The organism is Brevundimonas terrae (assembly GCF_011761985.1).
Lineage (GTDB): Bacteria > Pseudomonadota > Alphaproteobacteria > Caulobacterales > Caulobacteraceae > Brevundimonas > Brevundimonas terrae.
Window position 1 is genome coordinate 122,032 of the sequence record NZ_JAASQT010000003.1, and the last position, 20,763, is coordinate 142,794.

Annotated in this window: 17 protein-coding genes; 5 read left to right on the plus strand and 12 right to left on the minus strand. The window is 61.5% G+C overall.

What is annotated here, in order from left to right:
* Nucleotides 1-35: 35 nt before the first annotated feature.
* Nucleotides 36-1,034 carry a tRNA dihydrouridine synthase DusB gene (gene dusB, locus FHS64_RS08970; protein ID WP_167177869.1) on the minus strand — a complete coding sequence of 333 codons (999 nt, stop codon included), beginning with the start codon at nucleotides 1,032-1,034 and terminating at the stop codon, nucleotides 36-38.
* Between the two features lie 64 nt (nucleotides 1,035-1,098).
* On the opposite strand from dusB, the gene FHS64_RS08975 reads away from it, so the two are divergent.
* On the plus strand, nucleotides 1,099-2,244 hold the full coding sequence (locus tag FHS64_RS08975; RefSeq protein WP_167177870.1) for a bifunctional 2-C-methyl-D-erythritol 4-phosphate cytidylyltransferase/2-C-methyl-D-erythritol 2,4-cyclodiphosphate synthase: 1,146 nt from the start codon (nucleotides 1,099-1,101) through the stop codon (nucleotides 2,242-2,244).
* Here FHS64_RS08975 and FHS64_RS08980 read toward each other — a convergent pair.
* Nucleotides 2,241-3,566, minus strand: a complete 1,326-nt coding sequence (locus FHS64_RS08980) for a diguanylate cyclase domain-containing protein (RefSeq protein WP_243862904.1) — start codon at nucleotides 3,564-3,566, stop codon at nucleotides 2,241-2,243. The two genes, FHS64_RS08975 and FHS64_RS08980, sit on opposite strands and share 4 nt — an antisense overlap.
* A gap of 146 nt (nucleotides 3,567-3,712) precedes the next feature.
* Between FHS64_RS08980 and FHS64_RS08985 the strand changes: the two genes are divergently transcribed.
* On the plus strand, nucleotides 3,713-4,705 hold the full coding sequence (locus FHS64_RS08985) for a YihY/virulence factor BrkB family protein (RefSeq protein WP_243862905.1): 993 nt from the start codon (nucleotides 3,713-3,715) through the stop codon (nucleotides 4,703-4,705).
* Here the strand turns inward: FHS64_RS08985 and FHS64_RS08990 are convergent.
* The gene (locus FHS64_RS08990) at nucleotides 4,671-4,910 is read right to left on the minus strand and encodes a sulfurtransferase TusA family protein (protein ID WP_167177871.1); all 240 of its coding nucleotides are present in this window, start codon (nucleotides 4,908-4,910) and stop codon (nucleotides 4,671-4,673) included. The genes FHS64_RS08985 and FHS64_RS08990 overlap by 35 nt on opposite strands.
* The gene (locus FHS64_RS08995; protein ID WP_424945240.1) at nucleotides 4,907-5,470 is read right to left on the minus strand and encodes a CinA family protein; all 564 of its coding nucleotides are present in this window, start codon (nucleotides 5,468-5,470) and stop codon (nucleotides 4,907-4,909) included. Before FHS64_RS08995 ends, FHS64_RS08990 begins: the two co-directional genes overlap by 4 nt.
* A 33-nt stretch (nucleotides 5,471-5,503) precedes the next feature.
* Between FHS64_RS08995 and FHS64_RS09000 the strand changes: the two genes are divergently transcribed.
* The gene (locus FHS64_RS09000; protein WP_243862906.1) at nucleotides 5,504-7,780 is read left to right on the plus strand and encodes a spermidine synthase; all 2,277 of its coding nucleotides are present in this window, start codon (nucleotides 5,504-5,506) and stop codon (nucleotides 7,778-7,780) included.
* A 42-nt stretch (nucleotides 7,781-7,822) separates the two neighbouring features.
* Here the strand turns inward: FHS64_RS09000 and mfd are convergent, their stop codons facing one another.
* Nucleotides 7,823-11,275: a transcription-repair coupling factor gene (mfd, locus tag FHS64_RS09005; RefSeq protein ID WP_167177872.1), complete on the minus strand. Its 3,453-nt coding sequence runs from the start codon at nucleotides 11,273-11,275 to the stop codon at nucleotides 7,823-7,825.
* The gene (locus tag FHS64_RS09010) at nucleotides 11,275-11,604 is read right to left on the minus strand and encodes a succinate dehydrogenase assembly factor 2 (RefSeq protein WP_167177873.1); all 330 of its coding nucleotides are present in this window, start codon (nucleotides 11,602-11,604) and stop codon (nucleotides 11,275-11,277) included. The genes mfd and FHS64_RS09010 overlap by 1 nt, the downstream gene beginning before the upstream one ends.
* A 101-nt stretch (nucleotides 11,605-11,705) precedes the next feature.
* Here FHS64_RS09010 and recG point away from each other — a divergent pair, with 101 nt between their 5' ends.
* The gene (recG, locus tag FHS64_RS09015; protein WP_167178107.1) at nucleotides 11,706-13,790 is read left to right on the plus strand and encodes an ATP-dependent DNA helicase RecG; all 2,085 of its coding nucleotides are present in this window, start codon (nucleotides 11,706-11,708) and stop codon (nucleotides 13,788-13,790) included.
* Here the strand turns inward: recG and recO are convergent.
* Both recO and FHS64_RS09025 read right to left on the minus strand, forming a co-directional pair.
* Nucleotides 13,787-14,518, minus strand: a complete 732-nt coding sequence (recO, locus tag FHS64_RS09020) for a DNA repair protein RecO (protein ID WP_167177874.1) — start codon at nucleotides 14,516-14,518, stop codon at nucleotides 13,787-13,789. The genes recG and recO overlap by 4 nt on opposite strands.
* 1 nt (nucleotide 14,519) lies before the next feature.
* Nucleotides 14,520-14,978, minus strand: coding sequence for a nuclear transport factor 2 family protein (locus tag FHS64_RS09025; protein WP_167177875.1), 459 nt, complete (start codon nucleotides 14,976-14,978; stop codon nucleotides 14,520-14,522).
* 193 nt (nucleotides 14,979-15,171) lie between these two features.
* On the opposite strand from FHS64_RS09025, the gene FHS64_RS09030 reads away from it, so the two are divergent.
* Complete coding sequence (locus FHS64_RS09030) at nucleotides 15,172-16,683, plus strand: acetyl-CoA hydrolase/transferase family protein (protein WP_208380822.1); 1,512 nt, start codon at nucleotides 15,172-15,174, stop codon at nucleotides 16,681-16,683.
* A 219-nt stretch (nucleotides 16,684-16,902) separates the two neighbouring features.
* Here FHS64_RS09030 and FHS64_RS09035 read toward each other — a convergent pair whose 3' ends face one another.
* The 4 genes from FHS64_RS09035 to lepB all read right to left on the minus strand — a co-directional run bounded on the left by FHS64_RS09035 (nucleotide 16,903) and on the right by lepB (nucleotide 20,755).
* Entirely contained in the window at nucleotides 16,903-18,060 is a 1,158-nt protein-coding gene (locus FHS64_RS09035) for a serine hydrolase domain-containing protein (RefSeq protein WP_243862907.1), read from the minus strand.
* Nucleotides 18,061-18,147: 87 nt separating this feature from the next.
* Complete coding sequence (gene era / locus FHS64_RS09040) at nucleotides 18,148-19,119, minus strand: GTPase Era (protein WP_167177878.1); 972 nt, start codon at nucleotides 19,117-19,119, stop codon at nucleotides 18,148-18,150.
* A complete protein-coding gene (gene rnc / locus FHS64_RS09045; protein ID WP_167177879.1) occupies nucleotides 19,116-19,829 on the minus strand; it encodes a ribonuclease III in 714 nt (237 codons plus the stop codon). The genes era and rnc overlap by 4 nt, the downstream gene beginning before the upstream one ends.
* Nucleotides 19,829-20,755 carry a signal peptidase I gene (lepB, locus tag FHS64_RS09050; RefSeq protein ID WP_167177880.1) on the minus strand — a complete coding sequence of 309 codons (927 nt, stop codon included), beginning with the start codon at nucleotides 20,753-20,755 and terminating at the stop codon, nucleotides 19,829-19,831. Before lepB ends, rnc begins: the two co-directional genes overlap by 1 nt.
* Between the last annotated feature and the right edge of the window lie 8 nt (nucleotides 20,756-20,763).

Below are 20,763 nucleotides of genomic sequence, written 5' to 3' on the forward strand. Positions count from 1 at the left end.
AACTGTGGCACAAGTTCAACACCATAGTTGCCGCTTTACCCCACATTGTTCAGCCAAAGCGCCTGAAGGGCCTCTTCGACCTCTTCCAGACTGTTTAGGCGGCACAATCTGGCCTTGGCCTGACGGCGTTCCAGCGGATCGGCTGGCCAAGGGGCCTGTTCAATATACCAACCCAGATGCTTGCGGAACATCTTCAGGCCCAGCGGCAATTTATAGAACTCTGCCGAGGCCCGCATGTGTTCGATGACGATATCGAATCGTTCCTGACGATCCGGTTCGGCCAGTTGCGTACCATCCTGAAGCGCCCGCTCCAGATGCGCCGCCAGCCACGGACGGCCATAGACACCACGCCCCAGCATCAGGGCATCGGCACCGGACTTGTCCAGCGCCTCGCGCGCCTGATCGGCAGTGATGATGTCGCCATTGACCACCACCGGAATAGAGACCGCCTGTTTGACCTCGGCAATCGCGTCCCAGTCGGCAATGCCGGTATAGAATTGTTTGCGGGTACGGCCATGCACGGTCACAGCCTTGACGCCCAGCTCTTCGGCCTTTTTGGCCAGAACCGCCGCATTCAGGCTGTTCTCGTCCCAGCCCAGACGCATCTTGACCGTCACAGGACGGCTGACCGCCTCAACCACCTGCTCCATGATACGGCAAGCCAGATCGGGCGTCCGCATCAGGGCCGAGCCACAGGCCGCGCCAGTGACTTCCTTGGCAGGGCAACCAAAGTTCAGATCGATAATGTCCGCGCCCGCCGCCTCGGCCATGCGCGCACCTTCGGCCATTTTGACGGGATCGCCACCAACCAACTGAATAACCGTCAGCGGCAATCCACCGCCCACCGCCGCACGGCGCACCACATCGGGGCGTGCACGAGCCAGCTCTGCGGCGGCCACCATTTCGGTCGCCACATAGCTCGCGCCCAGCTTTGAAGCCAGCACACGGAAGGGAAGATCGGTGATCCCCGTCATGGGTGCCATCAGCACCTTTCCGGCAATCTCGACGTCTCCGATTTGCAATCTCGAACTCATGGCGTCCTTAGCGCTGAAACCATGCCCCCTCGTCAAGTACGAAGGAGGCGCTTAGAAGGCGGACATGACCTTCTCTGCTATCATTGTGGCTGCCGGATCGGGTTCTCGCGCAGGCGGGAACAAGCAATGGCGTACCGTTGGCGACAAGCCGCTGATCCGCTGGTCGGCGCAAAGCCTGCTGGCCGCAGGGGCCAATCCGCTGGTTCTGGTACTGGCCGAAGGGGCCGAGCAACGCGCCCGCGACGCCTTGGCGGGCCTCGACGGCTGGATATCGGTCACGGGCGGTGCCACCCGCGCTGATTCCGTAAAGGCCGGTCTGGCCGCTTTGAGCGATGACCGCCCCGTCCTGATTCACGATGCAGCCCGTCCGTTCCTGAAGACCCACACCATCCACGCCCTGCTGGATGCGCTGGCGGATGCCGAAGGTGCCCTGCCCGCCCTGCCCGTCGCCGACAGTCTGCGTCGTGGCGATGCCGATAATCTAATTGGCGAAGTCGTTGACCGCGAAGGGCTATACCGCGCCCAGACGCCGCAAGCCTTCCGCCCCTCCACCATCCTTGCCGCCTATGCCGCATGGCCCCATGCCGATGCCCCGACCGACGAAGCCTCGGTGGTGCAGGCCCACGGTGGCCGCGTGCGCCTTGTGGCCGGCGAGGCCGACCTGTTCAAACTGACCTATCCCGAGGACTTCGCCATGGCCGAGCGCCTGATCCCTACTTCTGAACGTCGCGTGACCCGTGTCGGCATGGGCTATGACGTGCACCGCTGGGTCGAGGGCGACGGCACATGGCTGTGCGGCGTGAAAGTCCCCCACACCCACACCCTGCTGGGCCATTCCGATGCCGATGCGGGCCTTCACGCCCTGACCGATGCCATTCTGGGGGCCATTGCCGAGGGCGATATCGGCGACCACTTCCCGCCCAGCGACGACCGCTGGAAGGGAGCGTCCTCGGATGTCTTCCTCGCCCACGCCCATGAACTGGTAAAGGCCAAGGGCGGCCAGATCATCAATGTCGATCTGACGCTTATCTGCGAACAGCCCAAGGTAAAGCCGCACCGCGCCGCCATGCGTCAGCGCATTGCCGATATTCTGGAACTGGATCTGGGTGCCGTCAGCGTGAAGGCCACCACCACCGAAGGGCTAGGCTTTACAGGTCGCAACGAGGGACTGGCCGCACAGGCCGTCTGCTCGATCGAAATGCCCGCCTAGGCCGCGACCTTCTGGCGCGCATCCGCAACGGCCCGTTCCAGCAGCTGGATCGGGCCTTCGCCTTCGATCATCTCGGCCACGCCGATATCGAAATCGATGACAAAGGGCGAGCGATCCTGTCCGGCCTCGAACGCCGTGCATGCGATCACCGCCGCAATACGCTCTGCCGCCTGCAGGGCCGCGTCCTTGTCGGTGGCGGGCATCATCACGGCAAAACTGTCCGGTCCCAGACTGGCCGCCGTATCCTCGACACGGACCAGACGCGAAATCATCGCCCCGACCTGCGGCAAGGCCATATCCAGCCAGCCGCCGCGATTGATGACCGCCAGTGTGTCGGTCTTGCGGACACGCAGCACACATAGCGACAAGGTGCGCTTGCGACGCTTGGTCGAGGCGCAAACACGCCCGAGATGCGATGCAAAAGGCTCGCGGTTGAACAAGCCTGTGACCGAGTCCGTCAGTTGCGACACACGCACACTGTCCAGAGCGCGACGTATGGCCTGACGACGGCGGTAATTACTGGCCAGAGCCTGAACCCGATCGGCCGTTTCTATCTCCGACACGCCCGTTTCCACCACATCGGCAAAACCGCGCACATAGAGATCGGTCAGGTTCACCTCGTCGCCATCGCGCAGATAAAGCACCAGCGGGATATGATACAGGCGCGTATTGCGCTTCATGCCCGACGCAATGGACATGGCCACGGCGCGGTTTTCACCGCCCCACAAAATCGCTGCGTCAAACGCGCGTTCATGCAGGTAATCAAACGCCGTATAGGGCGTGGGAGCCGCCACCACATCGACACCGGCCTCGCGCAGGCTGTTGCTGAGCGCCAGAAAACGCTCGTCCGCCGCCCCGATAGCCAGCACGGAAATCGGCTGTCGATCCTGTACCACCTTGTGCAGATTGGCACCGTGATCGGCAAAGGTCTGGCAACGCAGATTGAACTCTTCTTCGGCGACGGCGGCACGAACCAGATGTTCGAGGCGTACCAGTGCCTGAGCCGGATGCGGGACGTCGCGCATACGCAGGTCTACATCGATATCGCAGTCGGCACCGACAGCAATCACCGGCAGATAGCGATCCGGCAAAACTGCCCGTATTGCAGACACCTCCGCCACAAGACCGGCATCGTCTGAATCGATCATCATCACGTCATAGGCGCGGGTTTCCAGCGCCTTGATCGCCGCCTCGGCATCGGCAACCCACAGCGTCTCACAGCCCTGATGGGCCAAACCGGCCTGCAACACAGCGAAACGCGCCTGCCGGGGGGAAACCAGCAAAACCTGCATGGCTATGTCTGTCACACTACCGGTGTTCATGATCGCTGCCCCCAACTTCGTCACGACTGCGGTCGCTCCGACGTCGAACTCATCTTCACCCTATCAGGTCTGAAAGCCTGACTGTAAAGGCGCATATGACATTTGGTCGGGTTTCCCTCTGCGACAAATAGTTTTATGGCGTGCGGATGCTGCCGACCGACAACGGGACCCCGTCCAAGCCTTCGCCTGAAGGCCAAAGCCGTCTCGCCTCTCTCCTGTGCCATCTGTCCCCCTTCTTCTGGGCACCGCTTTTCGCCCGCGCGTTTGCGCGCTCATGGGGGCGCGATGTGATGCTCTATACGGGGGGCGTGACATTCTTTGCGCTGTTGGCGATGTTCCCCGCCATTGCCATCCTGATCGGCTTCTACAAGGCCGTTTTGTCGATCGGTAATGTCAGCGAACAGGTCAGTGCGATGGCCGAAACTGTCCCGACCGCCGCTCGCGCGCTGTTCCTCGTCGAGGTCGAGCGCCTGTCATCCGGTTCGTTCCGCGCCATTTCTACCCAGAGTGCTATCGCGCTGGCCATCGGTGGCTATGCCGCGCACCGCGGCTTCAAGGCCCTGCTGGCCGGTCTCAACCTGATCCATGACGAGAAAGAGCCGCACGGCTTCTTCAAGTTCAACATGCTGGCCTTTCTGGTCGCGCTGGCCGCCTTTGTGCTGTTCACTGTCGTATCGGGCACCATCGTCACATGGCGCCTGATCGAACATGCCTATGCCGATGAATCCGTGCGCCGCCTGATGGTGCCGTTCGACGGTTTCTGGACCGCCATCGGCCTGTGGCTGGGCCTGACCATGCTCTATCGCTATGCCATGAGCCACAAGACCCGCGTGGCATGGCCCGCCGCCATTGTGGGCGGTCTTTTGGCTACGATCATGTCCGGCATTTTCTCGTGGCTGTGCGCCATCTATGTCGAGCAGATCGTGCATCTGGGCGCGACCTATGGCTCGGTCGGTGCCGTGGTTGTGCTGCTGATCTGGCTGTCATGGAACGTCAACGCTGTCTTTTACGGCGGTGCGCTGGCCACAGAACTGGAACTGGTCTGGAAGCCCAAACCCGAGACCGCCGATGAAGACAATGCATCGACGACCAATGACCGCGTCATCAGTCTGGACGCCCGTCGCCAGTCTCGACCATAAGTCTCAGCACACCTTCTACCTCGGTAATATCAATCACCCGACCGCCCGTTTCCTGCATCAGAAACGGCACGTCGATACGCGCCATAGGATCGGTGGCCAGTAGCACGATCACCTGACCTGCCGCCTGCCCCTGCATGGCCTTGCGCAAGCGCAAGGACGGCACAGGACAACGGTGTCCGCGTGCATCGACCTCCAGCACGCTCATTGTGCATCCAAGGCTTGAGCCAGAAGTTCCAGCGCCTGCTTCAACGCGGCCTCGCGCACCTGCTCGCGGCCCAGATCACCGAACTGACGCTCGATATGCAGAACCCGCCCGTCTGGACAGGCTGCTGCAAAGTGGACCAGCCCCACCGGCTTTTCGTCCGAGCCACCGCCCGGGCCGGCAATGCCGGTAATCGCCACCGATGCCGAGGCATCCGAATGCGCCACCGCCCCCGACGCCATGGCGTGGGCCGTAGGCTCCGATACCGCGCCATGATCGGCCAGTGTCTGTGCGGGTACGCCCAGCATCTGCATCTTGGCGGCATTGGAATAGGTGACAAAGCCGCGATCCACGACACTGGATGATCCGGCAATCTCGGTCAGGGCCGCGGCCACCAGCCCACCCGTGCAGCTTTCGGCTGTGGCGACCATCACACCCCTCTCGCCTGCCTTGGCCAGAACGGTCTTTGCCAGCACCACCACGTCTTCACAGAACATCGCTATCAACTCTTTGACCAAACCGGCAGAAACCGAAATAGATTCACCGCAAGATAATCCACGCACACGATTCGCCACACCGCCAAGCACGAGGCCTAAATGACCGACGGCACGATGACGTCTAGCCAGACGCAACCTTCTGGGTCGCTTTTAACATCCGCCCTGTTCGCCGTCGCCATTTTCACATCTGCCTCGCTGGTATTTGTGGTCCAGCCGATGGTGACCAAGCTGATCCTGCCGCTGCTGGGGGGATCGCCCGCCGTCTGGAATACCGCCATGGTGTTCTTCCAGAGCGCGTTGCTGGCCGGCTATCTTTATGCGCACCTGCTACAAAAAATCGGCTCGCTGAAAACCCAGGCCATCGTGCATCTGGCGGCGCTGGCACTGGCGGCCCTGTTCCTGCCGCTTCAGATCAGTGGCCTGACGGGCGAACCGGACAGTAGCGCTCCGATCTTCTGGCTTCTGGCCACGCTGGTCATTTCCATCGGTGCGCCCTTCGCCATCCTGTCCGCCACGGCACCATTGCTTCAGGCATGGTTTGCCCGCCTTCAGGCCGGAACCAAGGCGGGCCAGAACCCCTATGTGCTTTATGCCGCGTCCAATCTCGGCAGTTTCCTTGCGCTATTGTCCTATCCGGTTCTGATCGAGCCGATGGCTGCCCTGTCGGCACAGCGTACGGTCTGGAGCCTTGGCTATGGCTTCTTCATCGCGCTGGTGATCGGCCTTGCCCTGCTGATCTGGTCGCGCCGTAACATGGCCGCGGCACAGGCCCCCGCGCTGGAACGCAGTGCGCCTATTCCAGTCAAGCGCAAGCTGATGCTTGTTTTGCTCGCGGCTATCCCGTCCAGCTTGATGCTGGGGGTGACATCGCACCTTTCGACAGACGTGGCGTCTGCGCCCTTCCTGTGGGTCGTTCCGCTGGCGCTTTATCTGCTGACCTTTGTGATCGCCTTCCAGAACCGGCCGTGGATTCCCCTGCCCGTCACCCTGATGCTTCAGGCCGTGTCGCTGGTGCTGGTCGTGACCATGATGGGTCAGTCCTCGTCCTCGATCCTCTTCCTGTTTGGCGCGCATCTGCTGGTCTTCTTCCTGACCACGCTGATGTGCCACCAGCAGATGGCCGCGCGTAAACCGGCACCGGATCGCCTGACCGAGTTTTATCTGCTGATGTCGCTGGGCGGTGTTCTGGGTGGTGCCTTTACGGCGCTTCTGGCCCCGATGCTGTTCAAGACCGTGATCGAATATCCGATCGTGCTGGTTCTGGCCTGTCTGGTCCGCTCGCCGGACAACAAACCTACGACCCGCAAACAGCATATTCTGGCCATCGCCGGTGTGGTGCTGGCCGCCTCGGTGCCGATCCTGTTCGAGATCATGCGCTATAACGAGCCGTTCAAAGCCTTTGTTCAGGACCACATCACCCTGTCCCGACTGGCACAGTTCCTGATCCTCGGGGCCGGTATCTGCGCCTTCCTGATCCGCGACAAGGTGGTGATGTTTGCCGTCATCATCGCCCTTTGCACCTATGCCGGACAGCACGTCACGCGCAGCTACAACTACATCTTCACCGACCGCAGCTTCTTTGGCGTCACCCGTATCGGTCGCACCGTCGATCTGGATATGGGCGGCGACATGCATGTGATGGTTCATGGCACGACCCTGCATGGCGCACAGGCCCGCCACCCGCAGGTCAAATGCCAGCCCACCATGTACTACGCCAACTCCACCCCGCTGGGTCAGGCCGCTCTCTTGATCCAGCAGCAAAATCCCGCCGCGCGTATGGGGATTGTCGGCCTAGGTAGCGGTGCCATGGCCAGCTATAAGCGCTCTGCCGACACCATGACCTTCTTCGAGATCGACCCCATGGTGGATCGCATGGCCCGCAATCCCGAGATGTTCACCTTCGTCTCCGACTGTGCCCAAGGGCAGGTCGACACCATTCTCGGCGACGCCCGTCTGACGCTGCAAAAACAGCCGAAGGGCACCTATGACTACCTGCTGATCGACGCGTTCTCGTCCGATGCTGTACCCGCGCACCTGCTGACGCGTGAAGCGGTTGCCATGTATCTGAGCCTGCTGTCCTACCAGGGCGTGGTGGTGCTGCACCTGTCCAACCGTCATCTGGATATTGTGCGCCCCGCCATGGCTGCAGCCGAGGCACTGGACGCGCCCTTCCTGCATCAGGTCCACGTCAAGAACAGCGAAAGCCCCGAATATGCCGAGGCCTCGACCGAGGCCATCGTCATTGCCCGCAACCCTGCCGCTCTGGAGGCCTTCAAAGCCGATAACCGCTGGTCCAAATGGGATGCGGGTGGCGTGAAGCCGTGGACCGACGACTATGTCGATCTGTTCGGGGCTGTCAGGCGTCACATGCAATAAGCAAAAAGGCGGGCCACACGGCCCGCCTTTCTCTTTTGTCTATCAACCCGCGCTGGCAACCCGTGCCAGATCGGTGGTGATGCGCTCGGCCACCTTCAGACGTTCTTCCGGCGTCGGCCATTCGCCCTTAACGACGATCTTCTGGTCGGGCCTGATCTTCCACGTCAGGTGGTTCTTCTGGATCAGTCCGACCAAGCCCATCGGGTTCGGGAAGACATTATTTCGCAAGCTCAGGACCGCGCCCTTGGGACCGATATCGATCTTCGAGATCAGTGCCTGACGGCAGTTGGCCTTGATGCCAACGATGCGAAGCAACTGCTGCGCCTCTTGCGGCAGCGGCCCGAACCGGTCGATCAGTTCGGCGGCCAGCGCCTCGCGATCTTCCATCTTTTCGGCATCCGACAGACGGCGATAAAGACTAAGGCGAAGGTTCAGGTCTGGAACGTAATCTTCTGGAATCAATACAGAAGCACCGACATTGATCGATGGCGACCAGCCACGGTCAGCGACCTGCTCGCCCGCTTCGCGCAGTTCGGCCACAGCGTCTTCCAGCATCTGCTGGTAAAGCTCTACACCCACTTCGCGGATATGGCCGGTCTGCTCGTCACCCAACAGATTACCCCCGCCGCGCTGGTCCAGATCGTGGCTGGCCAGTTGGAAGCCCGCGCCCAGATTATCCAGTGATTGCAGCACCTGCAGGCGCTTCTCTGCCGACAGGCTCAGCGGCTTGATCGGATCGGTCGTCAGATAGGCAAAGGCCCGCGCCTTGGAGCGGCCGATACGGCCCCTGATCTGGTGCAACTGCGCCAGACCGAACATGTCGGCGCGATGCACCACCAGCGTATTGGCCGTCGGAATATCGATGCCGCTTTCCACGATGGTGGTCGAGACCAGCACATCATATTCCCCGTCATAGAAGGCGCTCATCACCTCCTCCAACTGGGTCGGGCTCATCTGGCCGTGGCCGACGACGAACTTCACCTCGGGCACCTGCTCGCGCAGGAAACGCTCGATGTCGGGCAGGTCCTTCAGGCGCGGGGCGACATAGTATGCCTGACCGCCGCGATATTTCTCGCGCAGCAGAGCCTCGCGCACCAGAACCGGATCCCACGGCGTCACATAGGTCCGCACCGCCAGACGATCGACCGGCGGGGTGGCAATGATCGACATCTCGCGAATGCCCGACAGCGCCATTTGCAGTGTGCGCGGGATCGGCGTCGCCGTCAGGGTCAGCAGATGCACATCGGCCCGAAGCGACTTCAGCTTCTCTTTGTGTTTGACGCCGAAATGTTGCTCTTCATCAACGATTACAAGGCCTAAGTCCTTGAAGCCAACCTGTTCTGCGAGGACAGCATGGGTACCAACTACGATCTCGACCGTGCCGTCTTTCAGGCCCGCACGCGTCTCGTTGGCCTGTTTGGCCGTGACCATGCGCGACAGGTGCCTCACCGTCACCGGCCATCCGGCAAAGCGTTCCGTAAAGGTCTTGAAGTGCTGGCGCGCCAGCAGCGTCGTTGGGCAGACAATCGCCACCTGCTGACCGCTCATGGCCACCACAAAGGCCGCCCGAAGCGCCACTTCGGTTTTGCCAAAGCCGACATCGCCACAGATTAGACGATCCATCGGCGTGCCCTTGCCGAGGTCCTCCAGCACGTCGCCAATGGCGTTCAACTGATCGTCGGTTTCCTCATAGGGGAAGCGCGCGCAGAACTCGTCGAACAGGCCCGCAGGCGGGGTGATCGCATCGCCGACCTTGAGCGCACGTTTGGCCGCCAGAGCGATAAGCCCCTCGGCCATTTCACGCAGACGCTCTTTCGCCTTGGCCTTACGGGCCTGCCATCCAGCACCGCCCAGACGGTCCAGTTGCACGCCCTCGGCATCCGTGCCGTATCGCGTTAGAAGATCAATATTTTCAACGGGTAAATAGAGTTTGCTCTCACCCGCATACAAGAGTTCCAGACAGTCGTGCGGCGCGTCCTGAATGTCCAGCGTCCGCAAACCCTCATAACGACCAATGCCGTGATCGAGGTGAACGACCAGATCACCCGCCGTCAGCGCAGAGGCCTCAGCAAGGAAGTTGGCGGCCCGACGCTTGCGCTTGGGTCGCGCCAGACGGTCGCCCAGAATGTCGCTTTCGGAGATGACCACAAGGTTGTCGGTGGCAAAGCCGTGATCGACCGCCAGCACCGCCCGCAGATAGACCCCTTCGGGCGCGGCCTGCACATCGTCCCAGTCGCGCACGTTCAAAACGTGGGTCAGGCCGTGGTCACCCAGCATGGCCGCCAGACGTTCTGCTGAACCTTCAGACCATGAGGCAAACAGCACCCGCTTGCCCTCGCCCATCATCTTCTGGGCATAGTCGGCCACGGCGGCGAACAGGTTCACACTGTCCTGCGCCCGTTCGGCGCTAAAGCTGCGGCCCAGACGCCCGCCTGCATCCTCGCCACCACCGGTCGATAACGGGTTCAGGCGGCGTACCGCACGGCCCGCCAAGGCCATGTTCCAGGCCGCATCATCCAGATACAGCAGTTGCGGGGCCAGTGAACGATAGGCCTGCCCGCCCTTGCCCTTGGCCGCTTCCCTGCGGGCCTCATAGGCATCGGTGGTCAGGTTCCAGCGCTCGGCCCGCGCGTCTTCTGCCTGATTGTCGAGGAATACCGGCGCATGGTCCGGCAGATAGTCGAACACCGTGTCCAGATCGTCGTAGAACAGCGGCAACCAGTGCTCGACGCCCTGACGTCGCGCACCTGCGCTGACCGCCGCATACATCGGCTCGTCACCGGGGGCACCGAACAGGTTCAGATAGCCGGTGCGGAAACGCGAGATCGCGTCCTTGTCCAGCAGGACTTCGGAAACCGGCGACAGCGAGATCGACTTGAGCTGCTTGCTGGATCGCTGGGTTTCGGGGTCGAACGAGCGGATGGATTCCAGTTCGCTGCCGAACATGTCCAGACGCACCGGCTCTTCAAAGCCCGCAGGGAAAACATCGATCACCCCGCCCCGCACAGCATATTCGCCGCGCTCGGAAACCGTGGAGGCCTTCACATAGCCATTGGCCGACACATAGGCTTCCAGCGCGTCGGTATCGAGGTCCTGCCCGACCTTGGCCGAGAAGCCCGCCACCGTGACGGCGCGGCGCGGCGGCACCCGCTGGCTAACGGCGGCAACCGTCGCCACCACCAGTACGGGCGTGGTATCATTTGCATCGCGCGCGGCCAGTCGCGTCAGGGTCGCCATACGCTGGGCCGCTATGCCCGCTGTCGGGCTCAGGCGGTCATAGGGCAGACAATCCCATGATGGATATTCAAGAACTTCAATCTCTTTTGCATAGAACTTGAAAGCTTGAATGAAATTACCGGACCTTTGGTAATCGCGGGCCACCATCAGGCCCACACCGCCCGCCGCCTTCATTTTTTCGGCGACGATCAGGGCATCCAGCCCCTCGGGCGCACCACCAAGGGTGGCGTCGATACGTTCCAGTCCGGCCTTGCTCATTAGCCGATACCCTTGAACACTTCTGCCGAAACATGGGCGCGCATAAAGGCGCGGATGCTGTCCATAACCGGTCCCTGATGTTCCGGCGGGGTCGGGTCACGTTCGATGATCCAGCCGTAAAGATACTGGTCCTCGACATTGAGCAGGTCCTCGAAAATAACGAGGTCCGCATCGCTCAGGGTCGGGGCGATCTGGTCGGCATAGGGGCCAAGCACCATGTCCGCCTCGCGGAAACCGCGACGCCACGCACGAAAGGCAATACGTCCCAGACGCACCTTGCGATCGGTCTCGTGCTGTTCGTGCTCGGAGCGAAAATTCAGATCAGACACACAAAATCCTTGGCCAATGAGGCAAACTTTAAATCTGTTGTGTCAGATAGCCTTCCAGAGACCGCTTCGCCAGTTCTGATCCACACGCTATGCTGATCGTGATGCGGCCCGAGATTCTCTTTCCCCTGTTTGCACCGGTCACCACGCTGAAAGGCGTAGGCCCGCGTATGGCTCCCCTCGTTCAGAAACTGGCGGGGCCTTTGGTGCGTGATCTGGCCTTCTATCCGCCCAATGGGGTGATCCAGCGCCGCCGTGCCACCGCCGCCGATGCGGTCGAGGGCGAGACGGCAATCTTCGAGGTCACAATCGACCGCCTGATCCCGCCCCATAAGATGGGTGCGCCGATCAAGGTGCGCGCCTTTGACGGCACCGGCTTTGTGCATCTGATCTGGTTTGCCGGATCACCGCGCCACATCGAAGGTCTAGCCCCTGCGGGTTCTGTCCGTCTGGTCTCCGGCAAGGTCGAGAAGTTCAATAACGAGGTGCAGATTTCGCACCCCGATTACATCCTGCCCGTCGAAAAGGCCGACGAAATCCCGCTGGCCGAGCCGACCTATCCGGCCACCCAAGGGCTGGGATCGCGCCAGATTCGCAAACTGTGCATGGCGTCGGTGGCACTGGTGCCGCCCCTGACTGAATGGCAGGACGAGGCGTGGATCAAACGTCAGAAATGGCCCGACTGGCAGACCGCCCTGCAAGCCGTCCACGCCCCGCAAAACGAACTTGATCTTCAACCCGAGGCCCCTGCCCGCTCGCGTCTGGCCTATGACGAGTTGCTGGCGCACCAGATGGCCTTGGCCCGTCGCAAGATGAACCGCCAGTCCACGCCCGCCCCCGTCATCCGGCCGGGCGAGGCGTCGCATCGTCTGCTGGATATCTTCCCGTTCAAGCTGACCGGCGCACAGGCTCGCGCCATCGAAGAAATCCGCCACGATCTGAAATCCGGCGAGCAGATGGCCCGCCTGCTGCAAGGCGATGTGGGTTCGGGCAAGACGGCTGTGGCCGCTGTGGTACTGGCCGATGCTGCCGCCAGTGGTTTCCAGTCGGCCCTGATGGCCCCGACCGAGATTCTGGCACGCCAGCACGCCGAAAAGCTCGGCCCGATGCTGGCCGAGGCCGGTATCACTTCCATCCTGCTGACGGGTCGCGATACCCCTGCCGTCAAACGCAAAAAAGCCGCCGCCATTGCTGCGGGCGAGGTTCAGGTCGCGATTGGCACCCACGCCCTGTTTCAAGATGCGGTCGAGTTCCAAAACCTTGCACTGGCCGTCATCGACGAGCAGCACCGCTTTGGCGTGCGCCAGCGCCAGCAGCTTCAGGACAAGGGCAAGAGCGGCGTTCACCTGCTGAGCATGTCGGCCACCCCCATCCCGCGCACGCTGGAACTAACCCAGTATGGCGAACTGGATGTCAGCCGCCTGAACGAAAAGCCACCGGGCCGCACGCCCGTCACTACCGCCGTCCTGCCTCTGGTACGGATCAAGGAGGTGGCCCAGCGCCTGAAGGCGGCGGTCGAGGCCGGTGCCCAAGCCTATTGGATATGTCCGCTTGTGGCCGAATCCGAGGCCATCGACCTTGCCGCCGCTGAAGATCGCGCCGAGGCCCTGCGTAAATTCCTCGGCACCGAGGTCGGACTGGCCCACGGCCAGATGGCCGGTGCCGAACGCGAGGTGGTGATGAACCGCTTTGCTGCCGGTGATTTGCCCGTTCTGGTCGCCACCACGGTCGTAGAGGTAGGCGTGGACGTGCCCAATGCCTCGATCATGGTCATTGAACATGCCGACCGCTTTGGTCTGGCCCAGCTACACCAACTGAGGGGCCGTGTCGGGCGCGGAGCCAAGGCCTCGTCGTGCATCCTGCTGTATGGCGCAGGCGAGGATGGTGGTTTGGGCGAAACGGCCACCAAACGTCTGGAAATCCTGCGCAACACCGAAGACGGCTTTATGATTGCCGAGGAAGACTTCCGCCTGCGCGGCGGCGGCGATCCGCTGGGCCTGCGCCAGAGCGGTTTTCCGGCCTATCGCTTTGCCGACCCGATCAAGCACCGTCAGCTATTGCTGGCGGCGGCTGACGATGCCCGCATCATGATGGGCCGTGATCCCAAGCTGCAAAGCGCGCGCGGTCAGGCCATTCAGGTTCTGGAAAGCCTGTTCGACTGGCGCACGGATAGGCCCAATATCGACTAGAGCCGACCGGCCTCCTGCAACCGTTCCATCATCCACACGCGGGCCGGTGGCAGCGGCTTGTTCAGGGCATGGAATACATACTGCTCAAGGAAATGGCCTGTCAGGGCCAGCCCGTCGCGCACATCACCGTCGTCCAGCCCCGCCTGTGCGCCCAGCATAAAGGGCGGCAGGCGCAACAGCTTGTCGGCATAGGGCGCGCCCGCCGTACGGCTAACGGCGCGGCCCGTGCGCGGACTGACCCAGACCAGATCGTCCATCTCGCCCGTCGAAGCACAGCGCGATAAATCCAGCCCAAAGCCCAGCGTTTCCAGCAAGCCCGCCTCATAACGCACGAAAATCGCGGGCCAGACCTCGGCAATCGCAAACGCCCCCATCAGGGCCTCGAACGCATAAAACGCCCCCGGATGCGGCTCGCGCTCGGGCAAGGCCCCTGCGGCCACGGCGGCGGCGGCATTCAAACCGACCAGTGCCAGCGGATCGTCGAACAGGCTGGCCGGTCCCTCGCCCATCGGCTCCAGCCGCGCTGAGCCGAGTTGGTCCGAGGTGCGCGAGCGGAAATCGGCCACCACCTTGGTTCCCGCTTGCAGGAAGGGCTTCATCTTGCGCGAGGCACCACCGTTCACATAGGCCGCGCGGCGACCATATTGCTCGGTCAGAAGCTCGACGACTGCGCCCGTATCACCATGCAGACGTGCCGACAGCACAAAGGCGTCGTCCTGAAACTCCATCTCAGTCGGCCTTGATCGCGGCTACGACATCGCGGGCCTTGTCGTTCGGCACGGTGAAGCTGAGGACATATTGCTGGATTTTCCAGCCATCACCCTGTTTCACCACCACGCCCGAGCCACGCACCTGACCATAGCTGTCATTGTCCAGAAGCTCGTCGAACACAGCCACGCACTGGCACGGCTGATCCAGTATTTCGAGATGACGATCCGTCACGCGATAGGTCCAACCCTGACCACGGACGAAATACGGCTCGGCATAGGCTTTAAACTCGGCCAGTGACCAGCGCTCGCCTGCATCGGTGCCGATGAAACGGGCATCGGGGGTGAAGGTGCCGAAATAAGCCGCGCTGTCGGCCCGCGACGCCGCCGCATGCATAATGTCGATCGCCGCCCCCGGTGAAACGCGGGTATCGGTTTCGGGTGACAGGATCAGAGCGGCAGTCATCAGGGCGTAGATCATGCCTATGTTCTATAGCTGTTCTCATTTCACACAAGATGCCCGCAATGTTGCATTGCAGCATTTCGCAGCTTTTGACCGACCAGAGCGTTGATGACGTAATGTTACGACTAAAGGCGGATTGGAATCAGCCAGTTGCCACCTTTAAGCCACGGTAGTCGCCTCACCGCATGAAGGCGTTTCTATAGGGTTGAGTATGTCCGTGATCCGCAATCAGGCGCTGAAGTCGAAAATCATGTCCGCAGAGGACGCTGCCGCTCTTATTCCGAACGGCGCGAATGTGGGCATGAGCGGCTTTACCGGCTCGGGCTATCCCAAAGTGGTTCCGCAGGCTTTGGCCAAGCATATGGAAGCCGCCCGCGAGGCTGGCGACCCGTTCCGCATCAGCGTCTGGACCGGCGCATCGACCGGCCCCGAACTGGACGGCGAACTGGCCAAGGCCGACGGCATCGAATTCCGCCTGCCCTATAATTCCGACCCCATCGCCCGCGAGAAGATCAACTCAGGCAAGATGGAATATCTGGACATGCACCTGTCGCAGGTCGCGCCTGTGGCATGGCAGGGCTTCCTTGGCCCATTGGACACCGCTCTGGTTGAAGTGGCCGGTATCACCGAAGACGGCGATCTGGTGCCCTCCTCGTCGGTCGGTAACAACAAGACTTGGCTGGACCGCGCCGACCGCATCATCCTCGAGGTGAACCGCTGGCAGAACCCGGCGCTGGAAGGCATGCACGACATCTATTACGGCACGGCCCTGCCGCCGAACCGCGTGCCGATCCCGCTGATCAAGGCCGACCAGTTGATCGGCCAACCGACCTTCAAGGTGAACCCCGACAAGATCGCCGCCATCGTTGAAACCGATGCACCGGACCGCAACCTGCCGTTCGCTGCACCCGATGAAAACGCCCGCGCCATTGCCGGTCACCTGATCGAGTTCCTGAAGAACGAAGTGAAACAGGGTCGCCTGCCCGCCTCGCTGCTGCCACTGCAATCGGGTGTGGGCAATGTCGCCAATGCCGTTCTGGCTGGCCTGAACGAAGGCCCGTTCGAACGTCTGGCCGCCTATACCGAAGTGCTGCAAGACGGTATGCTGGACATGCTGGATAGCGGCAAGCTGACGGTCGCCTCGGCCACCGCCTTCTCGCTGTCGCCGGAAGCGGCTGCGGACCTCAACAGCCGCATGGAAGCCTTCCGTGGACGTATCATCCTGCGTCCGCAGGAAATCTCGAACCACCCCGAGATCATCCGCCGTCTCGGCTGTATCGCCATGAACGGCCTGATCGAGGCCGACATCTATGGCAATGTGAACTCGACGCACGTCATGGGCTCGCGCATCCAGAACGGTATCGGTGGCTCGGGCGACTTTGCCCGCAACGCCTATATTTCCTGCTTCGTCACCCCTTCGACAGCCAAGGGCGGCAAGATCTCGGCCATTGTACCGATGGCGTCCAATGTAGATCACATCACGCAGGACGTGCAGGTCATCGTCACCGAGCAAGGCCTGGCCGATCTTCGCGGCCTGTCGCCCAAGCAGCGCGCCAAGGTCATCATCAACAACTGCGCCCACCCGATGTATCGCGACATGCTTGCCGACTATTACGACCGCGCCATGACGTCGTCCTATGGCCTGCAAACGCCGCACATGCTGAACGAAGCCCTGTCGTGGCACCAGCGTTTCGTCGAAACCGGCTCGATGCTGCCCGCCTAAGACGCAACATCGGACAAGAATATAGGGCCGGAGGATTATCCTCCGGCCCTTTTTCGTGGCTATTCTTTATGCCGTCATCCTCCGACAAGCCGCTTTGCGGCGCAGATCGGGGGACCCAGCGGCACCGAAGGTGATCTTTCGACGTCGTGCGCGTTGGTTTCGCGCTATCGCGCGCCGCTGGATCCTCCGGTCAAGCCGGAGGATGACGGTTTGCGTCTTTTATCGCGCCATCGCCGTCGGGAACGGATGCCCCAGCGCCTCGGCCATGCCCTGCTGGCTCAGCAGGAAGACCTGATCGCGCAAGTGGTAGTTGTTGGACAGCACCACCACCGTCACCTGCTGGCTCGGTTCATAGGTCACCAGATTGCGGAAACCCGACCAAGACCCCGTGTGATAGATCTGAAGCTCTTCAAACGGCTGGTTGGTGCGTTCGCCCAGACGGTTGGCAAAGATGCCCAGACCATAGGCGCGGTGCGGCCTGCCACGTTCCTTGGGCGTATCCGCAGGCGCGTGGTCGGCAATGAACTCGGCATAGGACTTGCCCGACAGGACATGCCCGCCATGCAGCGCACGGTTCCACATCAGCATATCATCCAGCGTGGAGTACAACGCCCCCGCCCCCGGAATGATGCTGACATTGGCATTGGGCTGCGGGGTCAGGCCTTGCGGGAACAGGCCATAGCCCATGGCCAGACCTTGCGCGTCCGCATGGACATCCGATCCGGTATTGCTCATGCCCAGCGGCTCGAACAGGGCCGTCTTCAGATAGTCCTCATAGGCCATGCCGCTGACCTTGGAGACGATATAGGCCCCGACATTAAAGCCGACATTGTTGTAGCGGACCTTGGTTCCCACAGGGAATTGCAGGCCATACTGTGTCGACTTGGCCATCAGTTCTTCGGGCGTATGCGGCGTGGTGCGAACCAGCCCCCAGTTGGACTGGGCCATCAGGTCGGGAATGCCCGACGTGTGCGACAACACATTGCTAAGGCGGATATCGGCCCAGCGGTCAGGACAGTTCTCGATCCATTTACAGATCGGGTCATTCACCGACAGCTTGCCCTCGTCCTGAAGCTTCAGGATGGCCACGCCGGTAAACTGCTTGGACACCGAGGCCAGACGGAAGCGCGTATCCAGTTGGAACGGCGTGTGCTGCTCGTAATTGGCCATGCCATAGGTCTGGCGGAACAGTACCTGATCGCCCTTGGCCACCAGTACCGCGCCCGTAAACTGTTTGGTCTGGGCCATATGGTCCAGACGCGCCTTCAGTTGCGGCAGGTCCTCTACCACCTGCACCGCAGGCCGTTCAGGCAGTTCCACACGCGCCTGTCCCGAAGGCGAAACACCTTCGGGGCCGGACATACGGGCAATGGTCAAACCACCACCCAACAACGCTACAGAGGCAATCCCGATTAGCAGCCAGGGCCGACGGGTCGCCTTATGAGGAACTTGGAACACTTGGTATCAGACGTCGAAATCCAGACCGAACTGGGTGTAGAGCGCCTTGGTGTCCTGCCACTTGGCATCCACCTTGACGGTCAGGAACAGGTGAACCTTACGCTCGAACAGCTCTTCCAGCTCTTCGCGCGACTTCTGGCCGATCCATTTCAGGGTCTGGCCGCCCTTGCCCAGTACGATAGGACGCTGGCTTTCGCGCTCGACATAGATGGTTTGTTCGATACGGGCCGAACCGTCGGCACGCTCTTCGAAGCTGGTGGTTTCCACCGCCGCCGAATAGGGCAGTTCTTCGTGAACGCGCAGATAGACCTTCTCGCGCGTGATTTCGGCGGCCAGAACACGGGCCGGAACATCGGCCGACTGGTCTTCCGGATACAGCCACGGACCTTCCGGCATAGCGGCAGCCAAACGGGCCTTCAGGTCATCAACGCCATCGCCCGTCTCTGCCGAGATCATGAAGACCTCGGAATAGGCACCGGTTTCGAACAGCTTGTGCGACAGGGCCAACAGGGTATCGCGGCGCATGCCGTCAATCTTGTTGAGGGCCAGAATGACCTTCTGCCCCATCCGGTTCAGGTTCGTGATGATGGTTTCGGTGTCTTCTGCCGATTTGCGGTCGGCAGGCGTGCCATCCCGCCCTTCGGCACCCAGATGCGCCTGAGCATCGACCAGGTGCACGACCACGTCGGCATCTTCCGCACCGGCCCAGGCCGAAGCCACCATGGCGCGGTCCAGACGGCGGCGCGGGTTGAACACACCGGGGGTGTCCACCAGCACGATCTGGGCATTTTCATGCAGGGCAATGCCACGGATCGGGAAGCGCGTGGTCTGGACCTTTTGGGTCACGATCGAGACTTTGGAGCCCGTCAGACGGTTCACTAGCGTCGACTTGCCAGCATTGGGCGCACCAATGATGGCGGCAAAGCCTGCGCGGCGTCCCTCGGTGGTCTGGACGGGGTTGTTATCAGTCTCGGTCAAATTACGCCTTCTCGTTTCATAAGCGCGACAGCAGCGGCTTTTTCCGCTTCCTGACGCGAACGTCCGGTAGCCTTGATGGGCGCATAGCCCTCGACTACCACCTCGACCGTAAAGGTCGGGGCATGGTCTGAGCCGGTTCGGCCCGCAATAGTATAGGTTGGCAACGGCTTGCCCTGCCCCTGCGACCACTCCTGTAGCGCAGACTTGGGGTTCACAATCGCCGGTTCGGGCGGCGAGGAAAACTCCTCGGCCCAGGCACGCTCGAATACGCCGCGTGCCGCATCCAGTCCGCCGTCACGATAAACAGCCGCCAGAATAGCCTCTACAGCATCGGCTATAACTCCGGCCTTTGTGCGGCCACCCGTCTTGGTTTCGCCCGCAGACAGCCGAAGCGCCGGACCAATGCCCAGAGCCTCGCCCACACGCGCACAGGCGCTCTTGTCGACCAGAGAGTGCAGACGCGCCGAAAGACGGCCTTCATCGGCTTCGGGAAAGTCGAGAACCAGACGGTCCGCCACCAACAAACCCAGTACGCGGTCGCCCAGAAACTCCAGCCGCTCGTTGTCACGAGGCGCATTATGCCCCCCGACATCCGAGACGCTGGAATGGGTCAAGGCCCGTTCCAGCAGTCCGGCATCAGCAAAATCATAGCCCAGCTTGGCCATCAGGGCTTCAACCGCGATGGCTCTCTGGTTGGGGCGCGTAGACATTAGTTCAGTTTCTGGAAGAAGCGGCTCGGGCGCAGGTTGGCGAACCAGCTCACCGGATTGAACAGGCTGGCACCCGGCGACCACGAGAACAGGATGACCTCGGCCTTACCGACCAGATTTTCTTCCGGAACCATACCAACGCCCGACATGCTGTCTACGCGGCTGTCGATCGAGTTATCGCGGTTGTCGCCCATCATGAAGTAATGACCGGCAGGCACCTCGAACACCGGCGTATTATCCAGTTCGAAGTTCGGGCCGAAATCTTGTGTCATGAAGGTACGGCCACCCGGCAGGGTTTCGCGTACCTTGGACAGCGAGCGCGTGCCGAACAGGTCATTCATCTGGGCCTCGGAGACGACCACATCGTCAACAGCCACATTATTGATGAACAGCTTGCCCTGACGCATCTGCACCTTGTCGCCCGGCAGACCGATCACACGCTTGATGTAGTCGATCTTGGGATCACGCGGCAGCTTGAACACCGCGATGTCACCGCGCTTGGGCGCACGGTCCATGATGCGGCCCTCGAACAAGGGCGGGCTGAACGGGATCGAGTGTTTCGAATAGCCATAGGACCACTTCGACACGACAATATAGTCGCCCTCATAGAGGTTCGGCTCCATCGAGGCCGAAGGAATGGTAAAAGGCTGGAACAGCAGAACGCGCACGACCAGCGCGATCAGAAGCGCGAAAACGATCGTCTTGATGATTTCGACGGTTTCGTTCGCCGCGGACTTTTTCTCGGTCACAGGTTTGGCCTTCTTTCGGCGCCGCGGCGCAGTTATCGGCTTTTCATTTTCAAGTGCTTCCGGATCATCGCCCATATCAAAGGGGGCGTCCCCGTCATCACTCCAAACAGGTGGGCGGGCGGCCTTTTGCGTGGCTGCATCCGCTTCACCAAAATCAGCCTTGGTGTCGTCGCTCATGGTCTGCT